Genomic DNA, 21,174 nt, shown 5'->3' on the forward strand with positions numbered 1-21,174 from the left:
TGAAATCACCAGCTAAGAGGCAGCAGGATGTCAAAAGGATTCGCGGCCGCTGCGAATTTCTATTTGCCGTACCGCTTGCGCAACGCCATCCTCCTGCCGCATCACTTCGCCGACGCGGCGCGCCCGCTCGCCCATCGCCGGCGTGCTGCGCAACGCGCAGATCTGCGCCGCGAGACTGGCCACCGTCGCGTTGCGGCGCTTGGCAGGCTTGCCTGCAACGCCGATACGTTGCAGCTCGCGCCCCCAGTGTTCCTGCTCACTGAGATTGGCGACCACGATTGAAGGCTTGCCGGCCAGCGTTGCGGACTGGGTCGTCCCGGCGCCGCCATGGTGAACAATCGCCAGGCAATGGGGGAAGATCAGGTGGTGCGGCGCAGCTGCGGCGTACAGGATCCGGTCATCTGAGCTGAAGCCGCACGCTTGCCAGTCGCTGCACTGGATGATCGCGCGGCAGTTCGCCCGGCGCGCCGCATCGGTCAGCAAGCGCAGTGCCAATGTCTGCCCCTTCAGGTCCTTGGGCATCCAGCTGCCAAATGTCATATACAGCGGCGACTCCCCGGCTGCCAGGAAGCTGGCCAAGGATGGCGGCAAGACGCCTTCCAGCTCGCAGTTCGGGCGGTCCAGGAAGCCGCAGACCTGGATCGACTCCGGCCAATCCGGCTGCCGCGGGCAGAGCTGGGGACTGACCGCCACCAAGGCAAGGTGGCGCGACACCCAGACGTCCGACACGATGTCGCGCATTGGCGCCATGCCCAACTGCTTGCGCAACCGGTCCGGATAGTGCCGCAGCGTACGATTCAGGAACGTACGGGTCAGCCACCACAGCAGGCGGTTGCCGCCCCGACCCACCATCGACAAGCCGAGCGGATTGACGTAATCGCTTGGCACCCCGGCATGGGACAACAGGACGCTGACGTACGGCAGGCCGGCATGCTCCGCCGCGATCTGCAAGGGGTGCATAAAGTAATGCCCTACCAGCACATCCGACTCGGCGCACAGGCGCTGTGCCGCTTCGAACATTGCGTCTTCGGCCGGGGCAAACGCAAGGCGCAAGATCGCCGCCATCTGCTTCATGGGGTCGCGGATGCTGTATGCGGTCTGGCCGACGGCCTGCGCCTGCTCGGGACTGAATGTGTGCGGTGTGAGGACCGTGATCTTCGCGCCCACCGCAGAGCGCACCCTGTCGTAAGTTCCCGCTTCCAGGCTGGTGATGACCAGATGGACCTCATGGCCGGCGGCTTGCAGGCCGTCGGCAAGGGCAAGAAAGGGACGAATGTCGCCGTGGCTGCCCCATGTCAGCATGCCGATCTTCATCGTACGTCCGGAATATCCACCAGGTCGTGATACACCAGCAGGCCGCGCTTGCGCGCCTCCGCCACCATGGCGTCGGCTCCGGTGGAAGGCCCGCCAATACGCAGGACGGCATTGCAATGCGCGAGTAAGCGCTCACAGTGCTTCTGAAAAATCTCTTCGTACACCGGGTCTCCAACGGCCTTCGAGCCAGCCGCATGCAGCACGGGCAGCGCCAGCCACTCGCCCAAAACCGGGGTATGGCCTTTGCGGTACAGCGGAAGGACGTACGACTCCATCGCCGCTACATTAGCCGCCATGCGCGCCGGATCGTCGCCGGTGCCGGAGCGGTACGGCCCGGCGACCAGGATCATCATGCTGCGCGGTGGCAGCAAGTGCAGGTGCAGGTACTGCAGCAGCATCACGGTCTTGGCGTCCATGATCTCGCCGCTGGCGGTCATGGCCAGCGCCTTGTCGGCATCGAGTTCGAGGACCTCGATATCTTCGCCTTCATGTTCCAGCCCGCCGCCACTGCCGATCTTCGATGCCGCGTCGTACTCGCCGACGAAAAAATGCAGCCGCTCGGTGACGGAACCAGGGCTCATGAACACGTCGAATACCTGGCGCAATGAATCCACCTTGTAGCCGGTTTCTTCTTCCAGCTCGGCATGCATGCGCTGCTCCGGGTGCGCCTCGTCCAGTAGCCCGGCCGGAGCTTCGATCAGGTAGCCGTCATGCTGGTTGACGTAAGCGGGAAAGCGGAACTGGCGCGTCAGCAGCACCGTGCGACGCGCACGGTTATACAACAGGGCCACGGCGCCATTGCCACGGTCATAGGTTTCCCGGCTCATGGTTTGCCAGCGGCCGTCGCGGCGCTTCAAATCGAAGGTGGAGGTTTTGAGGACGTACCAGTTGTCTGACAGTAGCTGGACCGATTTGATCCGGACGTATTCTTGCATGGAGTTTCCCAATAAGTATCGGCTAGTGATACCAAGCCATCCCGCCGATGATATCTTGGAAATAAAACTTCTGCTTTCCTCGCCCTGTGGCCAAACTTCTCCACTTCTACCGTTTCCATCATTACTAAAGGAGAACATCATGTGGGGAATCAACCACGTGCGGCGTTGCTGCCGTACTGTCGCCATCCTGGCCATCGGACTGCTTGCGCTGCGGGCGTCGGCCGCATCGGCCGCGTCGGAGCTTCCTTCGATTTCCCGGCCGGCATTGGCCCAGCAATTGCAGGTCGGTGACCTGGTCTTTATCCGGGTAGGCGCCCTTCCCTTCCTCAAGGTCGCCTCGACCACGAATAGCTGGACTAACCATGTCGGCATCGTCGTAGCGACCGACGGCGCCGAGCCCGTGATCGCAGAGAGCACCTTCCCGGTTTCCAAGCGAGGCAGCCTCGGACGTTTCCTGGCGCGCTCGGAAGGCGGGCGCGTGGAAGTGAGCCGCCTTAACACACCGCTCACAGACGACCAGCAGCGTATCTTGATCCAGGCAGCGCAGGAACGCATGGGTGTTCTCTACGACACCGGCTTCAACTTACATTCGCGACGCCAGTTCTGTTCACGCTTTGTGCACGAGGTGCTGCGCGAAGCGAGCGGCCTCGAAGTGGGCCAGGTGGAAACCTTCGCCAACCTGCTCGCGCGCAATCCCGACACCGACCAGGCATTCTGGAAGTACTGGTACTTCGGGCAGATTCCATGGGAACGCGAGACGGTCACGCCGGCCAGCGTCATGAACAGCACACAGGTGCACGCCGTCTTCGATGGCTATGTCGCAAGCCTTCAGTGAAATTAGCCAGGCTGTTCGAACATTGCGAGCGATTCTGAGTTCCATTGGATTACGCCTAGCAGTACAACCTATCACTGCAGGCGAAGCATAGTCTTCAATGCGGAGACCAGCCACAGCAGCCTCCCGAACAAGTTTCTCGGTCTGGGCCTGGCGAAGTTGGAGGTCGGCTACTGGCCGTCAGCCGCGTTGTTCATTTGCTAGACGAATCAGGAGCCACTTGCCATATCGAACACTTCGGTCCTCTGTTTGTCGTCAACCATAGGTTTACTTTCAGTCGCTTCTTTTCATTATGCAATGACTGCTCTTGGCCGATGGCGCCAGAGTTTCAGCAGGGCTCTTCAGCGGTGCTGCAGGGCGTTCGTCGGAATCGATATCAGTCTTCATGGGAGATTCCGATCGCTTCTCGAACTGCAGCAATGCGCCTGTAGTCGACACTAGGCCAGTCCGGTTCAGAGTAATCATACGATTGGAACTCCCTTAAGAATCGCCAGAACGGGAGCAGAACTTCAGCACGTGTCCCCTGGATCGATAGAACATCTTCGACACAACATGCTTTGCTTTCCGCAGCAAATTCAAGCACGAGCTTGATCTCACCTCCAATCGGAAAAAATCGCAAGTAGTAACCATCGGGCTCCAAGTGCCACCATACGCTCGCCTCGCTTCCGCGCGCAGCCGACTCTAGCGTCTCAAGCAATTCTTGAACAGGATTATTTGGAACATCCGACGCAACAATGACGATTTCACGCCCACTCACAGTCAAGCGAATCGGTAACCAGCCATTGGAAGGTGCTTCGTGTCGAACCTGAATGCGCTTCATAGGGTGTTTTTTCATCAAAATCAACGGCTCCCGGCCGGCGGCTGCTCTCTAGGAGACTGTCCCGAGGGTGTCTAGTACGCGTCCCATCGATTCGTCGCAGAAGCGCTTGCAACCGCTCATTGACGGTTGCGTCAGCACTCGCGCTTGGGGATACGCCTGCCCGCCGAATACTTTGGATCCTTGCGAAATTCCATGTTGGATCTTCATTCTGACGGTGCCGCGCATCTTGTGTGACCGCTGCTGTCAGTAATCGAAAAAGTGCCTTTCAGCCCTTGCGCCATCCTTTCGAGCAGTGCGCAGGCAAGTCAGCTTCTGGCCCGTTTGAAGCCGCCGCCTAATAACCATCGAATCGTCTCATCATCTGCTGTAGCGCCAACCATAACTTCGCCTTATCTTGATACGGTAAGGTGTAAGCCGGACTACTCGATGGCAAAGTAAGAATCTCATACGCGTCAGCTCGTGCACCAAGCACTTTGATGCCTAATTTCCCTGCCGTGCCGCCGTTAAAGGCAATCGCTTTGATGGTCGGGAAGCGGTCAAGCAATCCGTGAAGGTCATTCTCATTGCGGAAGCGAATTGCGCTGTCCAGGCTTCCTTGGCGGTGCGCTTCGGCGACGACGTCCCACAAGCCGATACCATGCGCGCGCAGCACTGTCAGGCGCTGCTCGTAAGCCAAGGTGCGCAGGTCAACATCAATGACGGCCCCAAGCAGCTCCCAAAACTTGTTCTGGCGATTGCCGTAGTACTCCTGCACAGCCAGGGATTTGTCGCCCGGCAAGCTGCCCAGCACCAGCAGGCGCGTGCGTTCGTCGACGACGGGATCAAAGCAACGTTTCAGTTCCATTCATGCATTTTAGCGGGAGTTCGGGTGTAGAATCGAACGGTAGTGCTAAACAAATAATCACACCGGAGACCGCAACCATGTCTGAGCAGCGTGCCATCGTTACCCTGCTGTTGAAATACAGCGAGAGTCACCTGAATCCCACCAATGAGGCGATCCACTGCGTTTGCGTGCCGCTGATCGTGTTCAGCCTGCTGGGACTGATCTGGGCTGTCCACCCGCTGCTGGCAGTGGCGCTGGCTGCGGCCTCGATGGTCTACTACTTCAAGCTGTCGCGCAATTTCGCGTTAGGGATGCTGCTCATGGCCGGCTTCATGCTGGCCGTGCTGAGCGCGCTGCCGCCGGCGTCGGTACTGCCGCTGAGTATTGTGATTTTCGTGCTGGCCTGGATCGGCCAGTTCATCGGCCACAAGATCGAGGGCAAGAAGCCATCGTTCTTCGATGACCTGCGCTTCCTGCTGATCGGGCCCCTGTTCGTGCTGGGCGTGCTGTATCGCCGCCTGAATCTCGCCTACTAGAACAGTGCGACGTTGAGCTGGTCGGGGGACATCGCTTCCCCGGCCACCAGGATGATCACCGCTGCCGCGACATAGCCGAGCACCGAGGCGACCCAGATGCGCGTTTCCATGTTCATGCCGCTCTCCAGTCTTTAAGTACTTGAATAATACCGATTTTTTGGCCTCGAATAGTCACTGATTGTCGCACTGCGCCATATTACAGAAACACTTATACTGGCGGGATGCCTTCTCCGATACTCTTCATTCTCGCCTGCCTTATCTGGGGTTCCACCTTCTTCGCGATTACCCTGCAATTGGGTGAAATCGCTCCCGCAGTTTCCATCGTTTACCGCTTTGCGCTGGCCTCGAGCGTGCTGTTTGCATGGTGCTTCCTGCGGGGCGACAAGCTGAAGTTGTCGTGGAAGGCGCAGCGCTGGACCATCCTGCAGGGCTGCTGCAGCTTTGGCCTGAGCTATATCGGCACCTATAACGCCGAGCAGTACGTCGTGTCGGCCCTGGTGGCCGTGCTGTTTGCGCTGATGGTGTTCTGGAACCCGATCCTGAACCGCATCGCCTTCGGCACGCCGCTGACCTGGCGTACCTGGACGGCCGGCAGCGCTGCGGTGGGCGGCGTGGTGCTGCTGTTCTATCACTCGATTTCCGCGTCGCTGCGCGATGTATTGGCAGGCGGCCAAGGGCATTTCATCCTGGGCTTGGGACTGGCACTGGGTGCGACCATTGCCAGCTCGGTCGGCAATACCCTGGTGGTCAAGGTGCGCCAGCATGAATCGAATGTGCTGCTGACCATGGCCTGGGGCATGTTGTGGGGCACGCTGCTGGTGGCGTTGTGGGCATTGGTACGGGGCGATGCCTTTGTCATGCCGACCACGGCTTCGTATTGGGGCGGCTTGCTGTATTTGTCGCTGCTGGGCTCCGTCATTGCGTTTGCCTGCTATTTCACGCTGATCGACCGTATCGGCACCCAAAAGGCCGTATACATCGGCGTGGTGACGCCGGTGATTTCTGTGCTGCTGAGCATTCGCCTTGAAAATTACCGGCCGGGCTGGATGGAAATCCTGGGCATGGTGGTGTGTATCGCCAGCGTGGCCTGGGCCCTCAAGGCGCCATCGATGCCGGCCAGCCGTACTCCTGTTGACCTTAAACCTTTGAAGAAAGCCTCATGAGCAATTTGCATATCCGCCCTGCCCGTCCGGACGACGTGGCGTCCATCATGGCCATGATTCGTGAACTGGCTGTTTTCGAAAAGCTGGAACACCTGGTGGTGGCCGATGAGGCCATGCTGCATCAGGAAATGTTCGGTGCCAAGCCGGGCGTGGAAGGCATCGTGGGCGAGGAAGCGGGCGAGGTGGTGACTTACGCGCTGTTCTTCCATAATTTCTCCACCTTCCTGTGCAAGAAAGGCCTGTACCTGGAAGACTTGTACGTGAAACAGAACCGCCGCGGCGCGGGCTACGGCAAGCAAATGCTGGCGGCGCTGGCCAAAATCGCGGTCGAACGCCAGTGCGGTCGCTTCGAATGGTCGGTGCTGGACTGGAATGTGAATGCGATCAAGTTCTACGAGCAGATGGGGGCCGATGTGTTGCCTGACTGGCGCGTGTGCCGCGTGACTGGCCCGTCGCTGCAGGCCCTGGCTAACGCTTAGGCCTGGAACAGACGCACCGCGACGGCGATGATGCCGGCGATCTGGACGGCATGCAGACTCATCACGACCTTGAACTGAAAGTCGACACGCGTCTCAAGCCTTGAAAAGCGCTGGTCTACATATTCCTTCATCCGCATTTCGGACTCAAGGATCGTGGCACGGAACTCAGCTCTCAATAGATCTGGTTCTTTGGCCATGGCTTCCATTCTTAACTCCAGATTGCGAGTACGCACTTCCTGCGATTCAGCTTTGGTCGCATCCATGGCATCTCCTGATGTGGTCATGCCATTGTTCGCCGTTCGACCGTAGACGCTTTGATATGGCGCAGGCGTTGGAGTTCCCGCTTGGGCAAAAAAAATCCCTCGCGGCTCGTGTGTGGTCGGGCGAGGGAGAGTAAACCCAGGTGTCAGTTGGGAGGGGAGATGAATCGACGGTTTCAATATAGTCGCCCTGACCCGGCCTTGCCTTGTCCCTTACAAATTCTTACCTGGCTTACATTTGATCTAGCTCAATACATTCCCTGAGGAAACTCCCAAAATGGATAGTCCCGCCCTCGGTGGAGACTCAAGATGTTCAAGGCTTTTTATCGGGCTTATCTGCGCTTTTTGCTGAGCCGCTATACGCGGGAATTGCAGGTCTTGGCGGCGCAACGGGCCAATGACGCGCTAGCGGAGCAAGTACTTACACATGAAGCCGAGCAGGTGCGCGCGCGGCTGCTGATGCTTTAAATCCCCTTTCCATCCATTCGAACAGGCCTTGCGTGAGCAGGGCCAGGACGGCTGCCGGCAGCGCGCCGGCCAGCATCAGCGTATGGTCGTTCAGGGCCAGTCCGGTGGTAATGCGTTCGCCATAGCCGCCGGCACCGATGAAGGCGGCAATCGTGGCAGTGCCGACGCTCATCACCGCGGCTGTCTTCACGCCAGCCAGGATCACCGGCGCTGCAAGCGGGAGCTCGATCTCTTTCAGGCGCTGTGTGGTGCGCAGGCCCAGTGCTTCGGCGGCCTGCTTCAAGCCTTGCGGGACGCCGCCGATGCCGGTGCAGGTGTTGCGGATGATCGGCAGCAGCGCGTAGAAGAACAGCGCGCACAAGGCTGGCATGGTGCCGATCATGCCCAGCAGGGGGATCAGCATGGCCAGCAGCGCCAATGAGGGAATGGTTTGCAGGATGCCTGCCGCAGCCATGACGGGTTCGCGCAGTTTCGGCTGGTAGGCGGCGATGATGCCGAGTGGGATGCCGACGAAGCTCGCCATGGCCACCGACAGCGCGACCAGGAGGATATGTTGGCGGGTTAGCGGCCAGAAGTCGTCTGCAAAAAGGCGTTGCCAGAACGTGGGGGAGCTGACTGGGCCGGGAGCGGATGCGGCATGGCGCGTGAGCCAGTCGTGGGCAATGGCGTTGAATGGCTGGCCGCGCAATTCGGCGGCGGCATTCATGGCGATCATGTCGGGAGCGCTGAGACGGCCTTCCAACGCGCGCAAAGCTTGCCAGGCTGCGGGAAAGCGCTGCTCGGTGTCGAGGCGGTACAGCAGGACGGCGTCGTAGCGCGGAAAGTAGGCGCGGTCGTCCTCCAGCACGCGCAAGCCATATTGGCTGATCTTGGCGTCGGTCGCGTAGATGTCGATGACGTCGACCTGCTTCCGTGCCAGGGCTTCGTAGGCGATGCCGTGGTCCAGGCCGCGCGGCCTGGCGCCGATGCCGTATTGCCTGGCAAGGCCGGGCCAGCCGTCGGCGCGCCCGATAAATTCATGCGACAGGCCGTAACGCAGCTCGCGCCGTGCGGCCAGTTCGCTCAGTTTGCGGGGGCCGTCGGCGTCGCCGCGCACCGCCAGCGCATAGCTGTTGTTGAAGCCCAGCGGGACGGCAACGCCCAGGCCTTGCGCCGCCAGTTCGCGCTGCATCTGTTCCAGCGTCGCGGGTTGCGCGTGCTTGAGAATTTCCAGGCTGATGGTACCCGTATATTCAGGGTAGACGTCGATGCTGCCGGACTTCAGTGCCGCCAGCACGATGGCGGTGTTGCCCAGGCCTTGCTTATGCTCGACCCGGGCGTGCGGCGCAGCCGATTGCGCCAGCAGTTCGCCCAGGACGTAGGACTCCGTGAAACGCTTGGAACCGATGCGCAGCGTGGCATCAGCGCTGGCGGGGCAAGAAAAGAAGGTGAAGGCCGCCAGGGCCAGCAAGACAGTGGCGGCGCGGCGCAGCAAGTTCAGGCGCCTGCCGCAGGGGCGACTGCGGGAATGCCGACCACGGGATCGCGCCAGACGCCGTGGTTGACGACGGCGACGCAGGGGTTGAAGCCGAAGGCGTACGACAAATCCGCCGGGCGGGCAATCTGCCACAGCGCGAAGTCGGCACGCTTGCCCAATTCCAGCGTGCCAACCTCGCCGTCCAGCCCCAGTGCGCGGGCGGCGTGGATGGTGCAGCCGGCCAGCGCCTCGAGCGGCGTCAGGCGCCACAGCGTGCACACCATGTTCATCGCCAGCAGCAGGGATGTCATCGGCGAGGTGCCGGGATTGTTGTCGGTGGCGACGGCCATCGGCACGCCGGCTGCGCGCAAGGCGGCAACCGGCGGCGGTGTGGTGTCGCGCAGGAAGTAATAGGCGCCGGGCAGCAGTACGGCCACTGTGCCGGCGGCATCCATGGCGGCGATGCCTTCGGCGGACAGGTGCTCCAGGTGGTCGGCGGACAAGCCGCCGTAGCGGGCCACCAGCGCCGCACCGCCCTGGTCGGACAGCTGTTCGGCGTGCAGCTTGACCGGCAGGCCATGTTCGCGCGCGGCGGCGAAGACGCGCTCCGTTTGCGCGGCAGTGAATCCGATGCGCTCGCAGAAGGCATCCACAGCATCGGCCAGGCCATCGGCAGCCAGCGCCGGGATCATGCCGATCACCGCGTCCACGTAATCATCGGGACGGTCCTTGAATTCAGGCGGCAGCGCATGGGCTCCGAGGAAGGTGGTGCGCACCGCGACCGGCATTACTTCCTCGACGCGGCGCGCCACGCGTAGCATCTTCGATTCAGAGTCCAGGTCCAGGCCGTAGCCGGACTTGATCTCCAGCGTGGTGACGCCTTCGGCCAGCAGCGCAGCGATGCGCGGCAGCGACTGGCGCAGCAGCTCCTCATCCGATGCAGCGCGGGTGGCGCGCACGGTGGACATGATGCCGCCGCCGGCACGGGCGATCTCCTCGTAGGTGGCGCCGTTCAAGCGCGCCTCGAATTCATCGCTGCGGTTGCCGGCGTGGACGATATGGGTGTGGCAGTCGATCAGGCCCGGTGTCAGCCAGCAGCCGCCGGCGTCATGCTCGAGCTCCGCGCTGCCCGCCGCGGCGGCGTCCTCGCGGCGGCCGATCCAGGCGATGCGGCCGTTATCGACCGCGATGGCGGCGTCGCGGATTTCGCCATAGCCCTGGCCCACCATGGTGGCCAGGTGCACGTTGGTGATCAACAGGTCCCACTCTACTGCCATGTGTTTTACTCTTCGTTCGGGAAAATATCGACAATGAACACGGTGGCGTGGCCCGCCTCCAGCGTCCACACGTCATCCTTGTCCAGCACCACCGCATCATAGCGCACCAGCGAAATGCGCTCGCTGGTGCTGGCCAGGTTCAGGCTTTCGCCTTCGGCCAGGAATACCACGGTGGTCGGACTGCGCCGCTCCAGCGTGGAAAAGTCGCGTATGGTGCGCCGCTCCAGCTGGTGGTTGCAGATGGAGCGCCGGGTCATCACGTTGAAGTCGGTGGTCGGCGCGCCTTCCACCGTGGCAGTGACGGCATTCTCGCCCGGGAAGGCGATCACCGGTTCGCGCTCGGACAGCGCCACGCGCCGTTCGTTGCCGACGTCCAGCACTACGCCGCCGCCCTCGACCAGGGTCAGGGTGCGGTCGATGCCGGGAAAGACCGAGAATGGGCCGCTTTGCGCGATGGTGGCCAGCGACAGGCGCCATTCGAACTCGTCGAAGCTGGCGCCCGGCGGCATCACGCACAGCTCCGTGGTGCTGCCGCCGCCGTTCTTCCAGGGCGTGGAGTGCAGGCTTGCATACTGGATGATTTGAGTCATGCTCGTAGCTCGCGCAGTTCGGCCAGCGTCTTTTTGAAGCGCGTGGTGATGGCCGGTTGCGCCACGTGCTCCCGGCCGCGCACCACCCACTGGCCGCCGACCATCACATCCCTGACAAGATTATCATTTCCGCTGAAAATGAAGCATCCCAAAATATCGGCAGCGTCGATTCCGTCCAGATTCGGGTGGTCGTCGTCCAACACTATCAGGTCGGCACGCTTGCCGACCGCCAGCGCGCCCACCGGGCGTCCCGCCGCCTGCGCCCCGCCTTGCAAGGCAGCTTGCCACAGGAAGTCGCCGACGCGGCGCTCGGTTCCGGAGACGGCGATATTGCGCCGCTGCTGATGCAGGCGCTGGCCGTATTCGAGCCAACGCAGTTCCTCCACCGCGCTTTGCGACACATGGCTGTCGCTGCCGACGCCAAAGCGGCCGCCCAGCTCCAGGAAGCTTTCAAGCGGGAACAGGCCGTCGCCCAGGTTGGCTTCCGTGGTCGGGCACAAGCCCGCCACTGCGCCGCTTTGCGCGATGGCGGCCACTTCGTCCGGCGTCAGGTGGGTGGCATGCACCAGGCACCAGCGCGCATCGACCGGCAGGTTTTCATAAAGATACTGCACCGGGCGCTGGCCGGAGAAGTCCAGCGACTGCTGCACCTCGCCCTGCTGCTCGGCGATGTGGATGTGCACCGGACGCGCTTTGGGCAGATGGTCCAGCACTTCGCGGATCTGCGCCACCGAAGCGGCGCGCAGCGAGTGCGGCGCCACGCCGACTTCCACCTGGGCGTCGCGCAGCGGTTCCAGTTCGCCGATGATCTTCAGCACGTCGCGCGCATCGGTGCGAAAGCGCGCCTGCTCCGGCTTCAAGGGCTGCTCGCCGAAGCCGGCCCACGAGTACAGCACCGGCAACATGGTGATGCCGATGCCGGCCTGGCGCGCGGCGGCAATCACGCGCTGCGCCGTTTCCGACGCTTGCGGATACATGCTGCCGTCCGGCGCGCGCTGCACATAGTGGAATTCGCACATCGAGGTGTAGCCGTGGCGCAGGCACTCGGAGTACAACTGGGCCGCGATGGCCTCCATCTGATCCGGCGTGATGTTGCGCGCGAAGCGGTACATCAGGTCGCGCCAGGTCCAGAAACTGTCTTTCGAATCGCCGGCCACTTCGGTCAGCCCGCCCAGCGCGCGCTGGAAGGCATGCGAGTGCAGGTTGACCATGCCCGGCATGACCAGGCGCGCGTTCGGGATGCCGGGCGCCGCGACGGCATCGGCCTGCACCGCGCTGAAGTTGCCGCGGTCATCCCATTGCAGCAGGACGTTCTTGCGCCAGCCGTCGGCCAGCAGCGCGTGGTGCGCGAACAGGGCTTTCATTTGCGCACCCAGTCGGCGGCGGTTTGCACCAGCTGGCGCAGCAGCGGCTGGATGTCGGCCGCGCGGTCGTTGCGGTAGCCAAACGGCGCTGCTTCGTCCATGTAGGTGGACTGGCACATTTCGAGCTGGATCGCATGCACGCCCTGCTCCGGCTTGCCGTAGAAGCGCGTGATGTGGCCGCCCTTGAAGCGGCCGTTGACGGCCACCGTAAAGCGTTCAGCGCGGCGCGCCACGCCGGCGATGGCGTCGCTCATGGCCGGATCGCAGCTGGCGCCGTCGGCGGTGCCGAAATTCAGGTCGGGCAGCTTGCCTTCGAAGAAACGCGGCACCACGGACGCGATCGAATGGGCATCCCACAGCACGACCTTGCCGTGGATAGCCAGCAGGCGATCGAGCTCCGCGCGCAACTGGGTGTGGTAAGGCTGCCAGTAGGCGGCCAGGCGGCGCTGCACTTCCGCTGCGTCGGGCTGGCGGCCTTCCAGGTACAGCGGCTCGCGGTGGAAAGTATCGACCGGGCACAGGCCGGTAGTGTCCTGGCCGGGATACAGGTTGGTGTTTTCCGGCGGGCGATTCAAATCGATCACATAGCGCGACCAGCGTGCCGACAGGGTGGACGCGCCAAGCGCGTCCAGGAAGTCGTACAGCTGCACCAGGTGCCAGTCGGTATCGGCCTTTTCAGTCGCCGCCGGCGCCATCGCCGCGGCGATGGCGTCAGGAATGTCGGTGCCCACGTGGGGCATCGACACCAGCAAGGGAATACTGCCTGCTTGGAAGCGGTAGTCCATGAAACCTCCTTACGGATGCAGGGCGCTGAACAGGCTCTTGCACGTTGCGCTCAGGTCGCCGTTCACCACCATCTGCTTGGCTGCCTCGATGTCCGGCGCGAAGAAACGGTCGGCGTCGAAGAATGGTACCTTGGAACGCAGCTGGGCATGCACATGTTCCAGTTGCGCCGAGGTTTTCAGCGGACGGTGGAAGTCGATGCCCTGCGCCGCCGCCAGCAGCTCGATGCCGAGGATGGTCGCGGTATTGTGCGCCATATCGTGCAGGCGGCGCGCGCCGTAGGTGGCCATCGAAACGTGGTCTTCCTGGTTGGCGGAAGTCGGGATGGTGTCCACCGAAGCCGGATGCGCGATCGACTTGTTTTCCGAGGCCAGGGCGGCGGCGGTGACGTGGGCGATCATGAAGCCGGAGTTCACGCCCGGGTCACGCACCAGGAACGGCGGCAGGCCGGACAGGGTGGCGTCGATCAAGAGCGAAACGCGGCGCTCGGAGATCGAGCCGATTTCCGCGATGGCCAGCGCCAGCGTATCGGCGGCGAAGGCCACCGGCTCGGCGTGGAAGTTGCCGCCCGAGACCACCACCGGGCCGTCGTCGTTCTGGAAGATCAGCGGGTTGTCGGTCACCGCGTTGGCTTCGATCAGCAGGGTGCGGCCGGCGTTGGCGATGATGTCCCAGCAGGCACCCATCACTTGCGGCTGGCAGCGCAGGCAGTACGGGTCCTGCACGCGCTCGTCGCCCACCAGGTGGGAGGCGCGGATCGCGCTGCCGTCCACCAGTTCGCGGTAGATGCCGGCGGCGGCGATCTGGCCCGGCTGGCCGCGCACTTCATGGATGCGGGCGTCGAACGGCGAATCGGAGCCTTTGGCGGCGTCCAGCGACATCGAGCCGGTCACCATGCCCGCTTCGAGCAGGCGTTCGGCCATGAACAGGCCATGCAGCGCCAGCGCGGTGGACGCCTGGGTGCCGTTGATCAAGGCCAGGCCTTCTTTGGCAGCCAGCACCACAGGGGCAATCCCGGCTGCTTTCAGCGCGTCGGCAGCCTGCACCAGTTCGCCCTTCACGCGCACCTCGCCCACGCCCAGGATGGCCAGGGTCATGTGCGACAGCGGGGCCAGGTCGCCGGAGGCGCCGACCGAACCCTTGGCCGGGATGGCGGGCACGATGCCCTTGTTGTACAGGGCCACCAGGGTGTCGATCACGATCGGGCGGATGCCGGAGAAGCCGCGCGACAGGCTGCTGATCTTGGTCAGCATCAAGAGGCGCACCACTTGGTCGGACATCAGCTCGCCGGTGCCCACCGAGTGCGACAGGATCAGGTTGCGCTGCAGCTGTTCCAGCTTGTCGTCCGGAATGCGGGTCTTGGCCAGCAGGCCGAAACCGGTGTTGATGCCGTAGGCGGCGTCGCCCTTGGCGACGATGTCCTGCACGGCTTGGCAGGAGGCTTCGATGGCGGTATAGGCTTCCTTGGCCAGGGCGATCGGGGTGTGGGCGGCCCATACGGCGCGCAGGTCGGCCAGGGTCAGTTTGCCGGGGGTCAGGGTCAGTTGGGTCATGTGTTGTGTCTCGTGTTCGTTTACCGGTTTTATTTGATCATCGGCAGGTTCAGTTTATTACGCTTGGCGCAAGCGATGGCGGATTCATAGCCGGCGTCGGCGTGGCGCATCACGCCCGAGCCGCAGTCGTTGACCAGCACGCGGCCCAGGCGCTTGGCGGCCGCCTCCGTGCCGTCGGCCACGATCACCACGCCGGAGTGCTGCGAGTAGCCCATGCCGACGCCGCCGCCGTGGTGCAGCGAAACCCAGGTCGCGCCGCCGGCGGTATTCAGCATGGCGTTCAGGAGCGGCCAGTCGGACACCGCATCGGTGCCGTCGCGCATGCCTTCGGTTTCGCGGTTGGGCGAAGCGACCGAGCCAGTGTCCAGGTGGTCGCGGCCGATCACGATCGGCGCCTTCAGTTCGCCGTTCTTCACCATTTCATTGAAAGCCAGGCCGGCGATGTGGCGCTCGCCCAGGCCCAGCCAGCAGATACGTGCCGGCAGGCCCTGGAAGGCGATGCGTTCGCGCGCCATGTCCAGCCAGCGGTGCACATTGGCGTGGTGCGGGAACAGTTCCTTGATCTTGGCGTCGGTCTTGTAGATGTCTTCCGGATCGCCGGACAGGGCCACCCAGCGGAACGGGCCGCGCCCTTCGCAGAACTGCGGGCGGATGTAGGCCGGCACGAAGCCTGGGAAGTCAAAGGCGTTCTGGACGCCCCGGTCCAGCGCCACCTGGCGGATGTTGTTGCCGTAGTCGACCACCTTGGCGCCCAGCGCCTGGAAGTCCAGCATGGCCTGCACGTGCACCGCGCAGGAAGCGGCGGCGGCGTCGACCAGCTCGGCGTGCTGCGCGGCGTCGGCCTGCGCGGCCTTCCACCGCTCCACGCTCCAGCCCTGCGGCAGGTAGCCGTTGACCAGGTCGTGCGCCGAAGTCTGGTCGGTCACCACGTCCGGCACGATGCCGCCGGCTTTGGCGCGCTTGACCAGCTCCGGCAGGATGTCGGCCGCGTTGCCCAGCAGACCGATGGAAATGGCATCGCCATTGGCCTGGTGCAGCTTGATCATTTCCAGCGCTTCATCGATGGAAGCAGCCTGCTTGTCCAGGTAGCGGGTGCGCAGGCGGAAGTCGATCGAGGATTGCTGGCATTCGATGTTCAGCGAGACGGCGCCGGCGAAGGTGGCTGCCAGCGGCTGCGCGCCGCCCATGCCGCCCAGGCCCGCAGTCAACACCCAGCGCCCTTTCAGGTCGCCGCCGAAATGCTGGCGGCCTGCTTCGGCGAAGGTTTCGTAGGTGCCCTGCACGATGCCCTGGGTGCCGATATAGATCCAGGAACCGGCCGTCATCTGGCCGTACATGAACAGGCCCTGGCGGTCCAGTTCATTGAAGTGCTCCCAGTTGGCCCATTTCGGCACCAGGTTGGAGTTGGCCAGCAGGACGCGCGGCGCGTCTTCATGGGTCTGGAACACGCCGACCGGCTTGCCGGACTGGATCAGCAGGGTTTCATTGGCTTCCAGCTGCTTCAGCGCAGCGAGGATCTGGTCGAAGCACTCCCAGTTGCGGGCCGCGCGGCCGATGCCGCCGTACACCACCAGGTGTTGCGGGTTCTCCGCCACTTCCTTGTCCAGGTTGTTCTGGAGCATGCGGTAGGCCGCCTCGGCGCCCCAGGTCTTGCAGACCATGTGCGGGCCGCGCGGGGCGCGGATGTCGCGGGTGGCATCGAAGCGGGGATCGGTTTCCAGGTGCTTGCTGCTCATGTCATCTCCTCAAGTTGGTGAGAACGGGCCTGCACCAGCCCGTGCATAGACAGAGCTTAAGTTGTATAGACAACCAAGTCAAACGCTTTTTCGTGGCGTGCCCGGCACGCCGCACCGCCGCGCGCCAGCAAAGTGGGTGACGCCCCCGCCGGTTCAGATTAGAATGTTACTATCCCCACAAGTTGCCCTGACGAATCAAGTTGTGACGTAGGGCAATTTAAATGACACCAACCGACTATGGAACAGCCTGAACAGAATTTCGCGGACCTGCTGCGCGCGACCAAGTTACGGCTGCTCCAGCTGCACCGGGACGCCAACTGCGGCCATATCGGCGGCAATTTCTCGTGTATCGACGCCTTGATGACGCTGCATCACCGGGTGATGGCCCCGACCGACCGTTTCGTGCTCTCCAAAGGCCATTCGGCCGGCGCGCTGTACGCCACGCTGTGGAGCCTGGGCCAGCTCTCCGAAGCGGCGCTGGCCAGCTTTGCGCGCGACGGTACGCTATTGCCCGGCCACCCCAGCGGCTCGGCAATTCCAGGGCTGCTGTTTGCCACCGGCTCGCTGGGCCATGGTCCCTCGCTGGCGGCCGGCCTGGCGCTGGCCGCGCGCCACCAGGGCAGCGGGCGCCAGGTCTATTGCCTATGCTCCGATGGCGAATGGCAGGAAGGCAGCTGCTGGGAGGCGCTCAACTTCGCTGTCCACCAGTGCCTCGACAACCTGACCATCCTGGTCGACCAGAACGGCATGCAAGGCTTCGGCAGCACTGCCGAGGTGATGTCCTGCGCCGACCTGACGCCGCGCTTCGCCGCCTTCGGCGCCCACGTCCAGCACATCGACGGCCATGATCCCGCTGCCATCTGCGCCGCCCTCAAGGCGCCGGCCGCCGGCGCGCCGCGCGTGATCACGCTGCAGACCGTCAAGGGGCGCGGCCTGCATTTCGAAGGCTTGCTCGAATCGCACTACCTGCCGCTGTCGGCGGCCCAGTACGACGCTGCCCGCAACGCCATCGAGCAGGAGGGCCGGCAGTGAGAAACGCCTTCGCCGATGCCGTCCTGGCGCAATGCAACCGCGACGACTGGTTCTTCCTGACCGGCGACCTGGGCTTCATGGCCCTGGAACCAGTGCAGGCCGCGTTCGGCCCGCGCTTCGTCAATGCCGGTGTGGCCGAACAAAACATGGTCGGCATGGCGGCCGGCCTGGCGCGTGAATCGCTGCGCGTGATCGTCTACAGCATCGCCCCGTTTTGCTACGCCCGCCCGTTCGAACAGATCCGCAACGACCTGTGCCTGGGCAGCTTGCCGGTATGCCTGGTTGGCAATGGCGGCGGCTATGCCTATGGCCATATGGGACCGACCCACCACGCCCTGGAAGACTGCGCGGCGATGAATGCGCTGGGGGTGCGCGTGCTGGTGCCGGCGTTCGACGACGACCTGGCCGCGCTGCTGGCGCAGCTCGACAAGCCGACCTACCTGCGCCTGGGCTACGACGCCCGGCCGGCCGGCCACAGCGTGCCGGCCTATGCGCCCTGGCGCCAAGTCTTGCCCGGCCAGCGCGGCGCCATTGCGGCGCTGGGCCCATTGGCGGGCGTGGCCTGGCAAGCCCTGGCCGGGGTGGCGCCCGAGGAGCGGCCCGCCGTCTGGGCGGTGTGCGAATTCGATGCAGCCGCCATCCCGCCGGAATTCCTGCAGCAGATCGCCGGCAAGCCCCTGTACGTACTGGAAGAACACGTGGCGCAAGGCGGGCTTGGCATGCACCTGGCCCTGAGCCTGGCCGCGCGCGGCCTGGCGGCCGGGCGCTTCGTGCACCGGCCGGCGCTCGGCTACCCGAGCGGACGTTATGGCTCGCAGGCTTTCCACCGCGCCGAATGCGGGCTGGACGCCCCCGCCATCCGCACCATGGTCACCGATTGAGAAAATGAATCTAGAAGACAAGCTTAAAAATCTGGCCGGCCCGGTGCTGGTGCTGGGCGCCAGCGGCTTCATTGGCGCCAACCTGCTGCACCGCCTGCTGGCCGTGCGCAACGACGTGACGGGCACCGTGTTCTCCGGCGACACCTGGCGCCTGGACGGTGTGCCGTCGGCCAATATCGCCTTCCTCAACCTGCAAGACCCGGTCAGCGTGCGCTCCGTGCTGCACCGGGTGGCGCCGCGCACCATCTTCGACTGCTCCTCGTTTGGCGCCTATTCCTTCGAGCAGGACTACGAGCGGGTGCACGCCACCAACTACACCAGCTTCATTCGCCTGATGGAAGAAGTGGCGGAGATGGAGCTGGCGGCCTTCGTCCATGCCGGCAGTTCGTCCGAATACGGCCTCAATTCGGCCGCGCCGGCCGAACACGCGGCGCCCCTGCCCAACAGCCATTACGCGGTGAGCAAGGTCGCCGCCAGCGCCGCCATTTCCTATTACGGCAAGGTGCGCGGCGTGCCGGTGGCCAACCTGCGCCTGTATTCGGTGTACGGTCCATATGAAGACAGCTCGCGCCTGATCCCGGTGCTGTGCGAAACCAGCCTGCGCGGCGAACTGCCGGTGCTGGCGCGTCCCGAAGTGAGCCGCGATTTCGTGCACGTGGACGACGTGCTCGAAGCCTTTGCCGATACGGCGCGCCTGATGGGGCCAGCGCTGGCCGGCGAATCGTTCAATATCGGCAGCGGCCGCGCCACCACACTGGCCGACCTGGCCAGCGTTGCGATCGACACCTTCGGCCTGCACACCGAACCGCGCTTCAACCCGGCCGCCGGGCGCGCCTGGGATACCGACAATTGGTACGCCGACAGCGGCAAGGCCGCGCAGCTGCTGGGCTGGAGCGCCAGGATCGGCCTGGCCGACGGCTTGCGCCAGACGCGCGACTGGTGGCAACGCCAGCTCGAACATGCCGACTTCCAGCGCCTGACCAAGCGCAGCCAGTCGCGCCAGGAAAAGAACTCGATTTCCGCCGTGATCGCCTGTTACCGCGACGGCCAGGCCATCCCCATCATGCACCAGCGCCTGGTCACGGTGTTCGAGCGCCTGGGCCTCGATTACGAAATCATCTTCGTCAACGACAATTCGCCCGACGATTCGGCCGAAGTCATTCGCGAAATCAGCGCGCGCGACCCGCACGTGATCGGCATCAACCACTCGCGCAACTTCGGCTCGCAAGCGGCCTTCCGCAGCGGCATGGGCATCGCCAGCAAGGAGGCCGTGGTGCTGATGGATGGCGACCTGCAGGATCCGCCGGAACTGATCGAAGCCTTCGTCGAACGCTGGCGCGCCGGGGCCGACGTGGTCTACGGCCGCCGCATCAAGCGCGAAATGCCGGTGCTGGTGGAAGCGTGCTACCGCGCCTTCTACCGCCTGTTTGCCGCGATGAGCGAAGTGCCGGTGCCGAAGGATGCGGGCGACTTTTCCCTGATCGACCGCAGCGTGGTGTACTGGCTGCTGCAGTGCCAGGAACGCGACTCCTTCCTGCGCGGGCTGCGCGCCTATGTCGGCTTCCGCCAGGAAGGGGTCGATTATGTGCGGCCGGAACGCATGTTCGGCGTCAGCACCAACAACTGGATCAAGAACATCGGCTGGGCCAAGAAGGGCATCTTCTCCTTCTCGCGCATGCCGCTGCACCTGCTGACCGCGGTGGGCGGCCTGGCCAGTTTCGCCACGGTGCTGCTGGCCATCTTCACCATCCTGGTGCGCATTGTCGATGCCGAGCATGTGCCGCGCGGCGTCACCTTCCTGTCGCTGCTGGTGATGTTCTTCGGCTCCTTCACCCTGCTGGGGATTGGCCTGCTGGGCGAATACATCGGCAAGATCTTCGAAGAAACCAAGGCGCGCCCGGCCTTCATCCGGCGCAGCCTGACCGTGCGCGGCACCATCCGCCCGGCCGACCCGCGGAGCCAGCGATGAGCACCGAGCGCGCCTGCCCGGTCTGCCAGGGCCGCCACTACACGCGCTTCGCCGACGAGCGCATCGACCCGGCGCGGGTTGGCGCCCTGACCTACGCCTCGCGCAAGCCGCCCGAATTCATGTGCCTGCGCCTGGTGCGCTGCCATGGCTGCGACCTGGTGTACGCCCCCACCCCGCCCAGCGAGGAGTTCCTGCACGCGGCCTACGGCGAGGCCGCGTTCGACTCCGGCCCCGAAGCCATGGCCGCCGCGCGCACCTATGCCGCCGCCCTGCGCGCCCACCTGCCGGCCCTGGCCGCGCGCCACGGCGCGGTCGACGTCGGCGCCGGCAGCGGGCCGCTGCTGCCGTTCTTCCAGGAGCAGGGCTTCCATCCGGCGATCGGCATCGAACCGTCGCGCGCCGCGATCGAGGCCGCCCCGCCTGCCGTGCGGCCCTTGCTGCGCGAAGGCATGTTCTGCCGCGCGCTGCTGGAAGGCGAGAGCGTGTCCCTGATCACCTCTTTCATGACGCTCGAGCACCTGCCCGACCCGGGCCAGTTCGTCGGCACCGCGCACGGCCTGCTGGAGCCGGGCGGCGCCATCGCGCTGGTGGTGCACGACTGGCGCGCGCCGCTGAACCGCCTGCTCGGCCGGCGTTCGCCAATCATCGACGTCGAGCACTTGCAACTGTTCAGCCCGCGCGCCCTGCGCACCTTGCTCGAGCGCAGCGGCTTCGAACGCATCGCGCTGCAGCCGATCCGCAACGCTTACCCGCTGCGCTACTGGCTGCGCCTGACCCCGCTACCGGCAGGCGCCAAGGGCGTGCTGCTGCGCCTGCTTGAGCGGCTCGGCCTGGCCGACCGCCAGCTGGCCATGAACGTCGGCAATCTGCTGGCCGTCGGCTTCAAGCCGCGCTGACCGGGCC

At 64.2% G+C, this 21,174-nt stretch carries 20 protein-coding genes; 8 read left to right on the forward strand and 12 right to left on the reverse strand.

Going from position 1 to position 21,174, the window contains the following annotated elements; genetic code table 11:
- Window positions 1–30 precede the first annotated feature (30 nt).
- Entirely contained in the window at window positions 31–1,314 is a 1,284-nt protein-coding gene (locus tag BM269_RS02480; RefSeq protein WP_090435434.1) for a glycosyltransferase, read from the reverse strand.
- Window positions 1,311–2,249 carry an NUDIX domain-containing protein gene (locus BM269_RS30105; RefSeq protein WP_090435435.1) on the reverse strand — a complete coding sequence of 313 codons (939 nt, stop codon included), beginning with the start codon at window positions 2,247–2,249 and terminating at the stop codon, window positions 1,311–1,313. Before BM269_RS30105 ends, BM269_RS02480 begins: the two co-directional genes overlap by 4 nt.
- 157 nt (window positions 2,250–2,406) lie before the next feature.
- Between BM269_RS30105 and BM269_RS02490 the strand changes: the two genes are divergently transcribed.
- Window positions 2,407–3,084 carry a YebB family permuted papain-like enzyme gene (locus BM269_RS02490; protein WP_229204463.1) on the forward strand — a complete coding sequence of 226 codons (678 nt, stop codon included), beginning with the start codon at window positions 2,407–2,409 and terminating at the stop codon, window positions 3,082–3,084.
- A 373-nt stretch (window positions 3,085–3,457) separates the two neighbouring features.
- Here the strand turns inward: BM269_RS02490 and BM269_RS28960 are convergent, their stop codons facing one another.
- Together BM269_RS28960 and BM269_RS02495 are read right to left on the reverse strand one after the other, a co-directional pair.
- On the reverse strand, window positions 3,458–3,916 hold the full coding sequence (locus BM269_RS28960; RefSeq protein WP_170860257.1) for a hypothetical protein: 459 nt from the start codon (window positions 3,914–3,916) through the stop codon (window positions 3,458–3,460).
- 319 nt (window positions 3,917–4,235) lie between these two features.
- A complete protein-coding gene (locus BM269_RS02495; protein WP_090435437.1) occupies window positions 4,236–4,745 on the reverse strand; it encodes a DNA-deoxyinosine glycosylase in 510 nt (169 codons plus the stop codon).
- A 77-nt stretch (window positions 4,746–4,822) separates the two neighbouring features.
- Here BM269_RS02495 and BM269_RS02500 point away from each other — a divergent pair, with 77 nt between their 5' ends.
- From BM269_RS02500 to BM269_RS02510, 3 genes are all read left to right on the forward strand, one after another.
- The gene (locus BM269_RS02500; RefSeq protein ID WP_090435438.1) at window positions 4,823–5,260 is read left to right on the forward strand and encodes an Mpo1 family 2-hydroxy fatty acid dioxygenase; all 438 of its coding nucleotides are present in this window, start codon (window positions 4,823–4,825) and stop codon (window positions 5,258–5,260) included.
- A gap of 221 nt (window positions 5,261–5,481) precedes the next feature.
- Window positions 5,482–6,423, forward strand: coding sequence for a DMT family transporter (locus BM269_RS02505; protein WP_090435439.1), 942 nt, complete (start codon window positions 5,482–5,484; stop codon window positions 6,421–6,423).
- Entirely contained in the window at window positions 6,420–6,902 is a 483-nt protein-coding gene (locus BM269_RS02510; protein WP_090435440.1) for a GNAT family N-acetyltransferase, read from the forward strand. The genes BM269_RS02505 and BM269_RS02510 overlap by 4 nt, the downstream gene beginning before the upstream one ends.
- Here BM269_RS02510 and BM269_RS02515 read toward each other — a convergent pair.
- The 8 genes from BM269_RS02515 to hutU all read right to left on the reverse strand — a co-directional run bounded on the left by BM269_RS02515 (window position 6,899) and on the right by hutU (window position 16,389).
- Window positions 6,899–7,165, reverse strand: a complete 267-nt coding sequence (locus BM269_RS02515) for a hypothetical protein (RefSeq protein WP_090435441.1) — start codon at window positions 7,163–7,165, stop codon at window positions 6,899–6,901. The genes BM269_RS02510 and BM269_RS02515 overlap by 4 nt on opposite strands.
- Before the next feature lie 418 nt (window positions 7,166–7,583).
- Complete coding sequence (locus tag BM269_RS02520) at window positions 7,584–9,101, reverse strand: glycine betaine ABC transporter substrate-binding protein (RefSeq protein ID WP_373994374.1); 1,518 nt, start codon at window positions 9,099–9,101, stop codon at window positions 7,584–7,586.
- A gap of 5 nt (window positions 9,102–9,106) precedes the next feature.
- Complete coding sequence (gene hutI, locus BM269_RS02525; RefSeq protein WP_090435442.1) at window positions 9,107–10,363, reverse strand: imidazolonepropionase; 1,257 nt, start codon at window positions 10,361–10,363, stop codon at window positions 9,107–9,109.
- A 5-nt stretch (window positions 10,364–10,368) separates the two neighbouring features.
- A complete protein-coding gene (locus BM269_RS02530; RefSeq protein WP_090435443.1) occupies window positions 10,369–10,953 on the reverse strand; it encodes a HutD/Ves family protein in 585 nt (194 codons plus the stop codon).
- Window positions 10,950–12,317, reverse strand: coding sequence for a formimidoylglutamate deiminase (locus BM269_RS02535; protein WP_090435444.1), 1,368 nt, complete (start codon window positions 12,315–12,317; stop codon window positions 10,950–10,952). Before BM269_RS02535 ends, BM269_RS02530 begins: the two co-directional genes overlap by 4 nt.
- A complete protein-coding gene (hutG, locus tag BM269_RS02540) occupies window positions 12,314–13,102 on the reverse strand; it encodes an N-formylglutamate deformylase (protein ID WP_090435445.1) in 789 nt (262 codons plus the stop codon). Before hutG ends, BM269_RS02535 begins: the two co-directional genes overlap by 4 nt.
- 9 nt (window positions 13,103–13,111) lie before the next feature.
- Window positions 13,112–14,653, reverse strand: a complete 1,542-nt coding sequence (gene hutH, locus BM269_RS02545) for a histidine ammonia-lyase (protein ID WP_090435446.1) — start codon at window positions 14,651–14,653, stop codon at window positions 13,112–13,114.
- Between the two features lie 29 nt (window positions 14,654–14,682).
- On the reverse strand, window positions 14,683–16,389 hold the full coding sequence (gene hutU / locus BM269_RS02550) for a urocanate hydratase (RefSeq protein ID WP_090435447.1): 1,707 nt from the start codon (window positions 16,387–16,389) through the stop codon (window positions 14,683–14,685).
- Window positions 16,390–16,626: 237 nt separating this feature from the next.
- Here hutU and BM269_RS02555 point away from each other — a divergent pair, with 237 nt between their 5' ends.
- Genes BM269_RS02555 through BM269_RS02570 form a run of 4 tightly spaced genes read left to right on the forward strand, consistent with a single transcriptional unit; the run spans window position 16,627 to window position 21,167 of the window.
- Window positions 16,627–17,421, forward strand: coding sequence for a 1-deoxy-D-xylulose-5-phosphate synthase N-terminal domain-containing protein (locus BM269_RS02555; protein WP_090435448.1), 795 nt, complete (start codon window positions 16,627–16,629; stop codon window positions 17,419–17,421).
- The gene (locus BM269_RS02560; protein ID WP_090435449.1) at window positions 17,418–18,302 is read left to right on the forward strand and encodes a transketolase family protein; all 885 of its coding nucleotides are present in this window, start codon (window positions 17,418–17,420) and stop codon (window positions 18,300–18,302) included. Before BM269_RS02555 ends, BM269_RS02560 begins: the two co-directional genes overlap by 4 nt.
- Window positions 18,303–18,306: 4 nt before the next feature.
- Window positions 18,307–20,271: an NAD-dependent epimerase/dehydratase family protein gene (locus tag BM269_RS02565; RefSeq protein ID WP_090435450.1), complete on the forward strand. Its 1,965-nt coding sequence runs from the start codon at window positions 18,307–18,309 to the stop codon at window positions 20,269–20,271.
- Window positions 20,268–21,167, forward strand: a complete 900-nt coding sequence (locus BM269_RS02570) for a class I SAM-dependent methyltransferase (protein WP_090435451.1) — start codon at window positions 20,268–20,270, stop codon at window positions 21,165–21,167. The genes BM269_RS02565 and BM269_RS02570 overlap by 4 nt, the downstream gene beginning before the upstream one ends.
- The last annotated feature ends 7 nt before the right edge of the window (window positions 21,168–21,174 follow it).

The organism is Duganella sp. CF458 (assembly GCF_900113115.1).
Classification (GTDB): Bacteria; Pseudomonadota; Gammaproteobacteria; order Burkholderiales; family Burkholderiaceae_D; genus Rugamonas.

What these genes read in the sequence shown, in the direction of transcription:
- hutH (WP_090435446.1), bottom strand. Translation starts at nt 14,653, where the DNA reads ATGACCCAACTGACCCTGACCCCCGGCAAACTGACCCTGGCCGACCTG.
- BM269_RS02500 (WP_090435438.1), top strand. Translation starts at nt 4,823, where the DNA reads ATGTCTGAGCAGCGTGCCATCGTTACCCTGCTGTTGAAATACAGCGAG.
- BM269_RS28960 (WP_170860257.1), bottom strand. Translation starts at nt 3,916, where the DNA reads ATGAAAAAACACCCTATGAAGCGCATTCAGGTTCGACACGAAGCACCT.
- BM269_RS02505 (WP_090435439.1), top strand. Translation starts at nt 5,482, where the DNA reads ATGCCTTCTCCGATACTCTTCATTCTCGCCTGCCTTATCTGGGGTTCC.
- hutU (WP_090435447.1), bottom strand. Translation starts at nt 16,389, where the DNA reads ATGAGCAGCAAGCACCTGGAAACCGATCCCCGCTTCGATGCCACCCGC.
- BM269_RS02510 (WP_090435440.1), top strand. Translation starts at nt 6,420, where the DNA reads ATGAGCAATTTGCATATCCGCCCTGCCCGTCCGGACGACGTGGCGTCC.
- hutI (WP_090435442.1), bottom strand. Translation starts at nt 10,363, where the DNA reads ATGGCAGTAGAGTGGGACCTGTTGATCACCAACGTGCACCTGGCCACC.
- BM269_RS02515 (WP_090435441.1), bottom strand. Translation starts at nt 7,165, where the DNA reads ATGGATGCGACCAAAGCTGAATCGCAGGAAGTGCGTACTCGCAATCTG.
- BM269_RS30105 (WP_090435435.1), bottom strand. Translation starts at nt 2,249, where the DNA reads ATGCAAGAATACGTCCGGATCAAATCGGTCCAGCTACTGTCAGACAAC.
- BM269_RS02565 (WP_090435450.1), top strand. Translation starts at nt 18,307, where the DNA reads ATGAATCTAGAAGACAAGCTTAAAAATCTGGCCGGCCCGGTGCTGGTG.
- BM269_RS02555 (WP_090435448.1), top strand. Translation starts at nt 16,627, where the DNA reads ATGGAACAGCCTGAACAGAATTTCGCGGACCTGCTGCGCGCGACCAAG.
- BM269_RS02535 (WP_090435444.1), bottom strand. Translation starts at nt 12,317, where the DNA reads ATGAAAGCCCTGTTCGCGCACCACGCGCTGCTGGCCGACGGCTGGCGC.
- BM269_RS02530 (WP_090435443.1), bottom strand. Translation starts at nt 10,953, where the DNA reads ATGACTCAAATCATCCAGTATGCAAGCCTGCACTCCACGCCCTGGAAG.
- hutG (WP_090435445.1), bottom strand. Translation starts at nt 13,102, where the DNA reads ATGGACTACCGCTTCCAAGCAGGCAGTATTCCCTTGCTGGTGTCGATG.
- BM269_RS02495 (WP_090435437.1), bottom strand. Translation starts at nt 4,745, where the DNA reads ATGGAACTGAAACGTTGCTTTGATCCCGTCGTCGACGAACGCACGCGC.
- BM269_RS02570 (WP_090435451.1), top strand. Translation starts at nt 20,268, where the DNA reads ATGAGCACCGAGCGCGCCTGCCCGGTCTGCCAGGGCCGCCACTACACG.
- BM269_RS02480 (WP_090435434.1), bottom strand. Translation starts at nt 1,314, where the DNA reads ATGAAGATCGGCATGCTGACATGGGGCAGCCACGGCGACATTCGTCCC.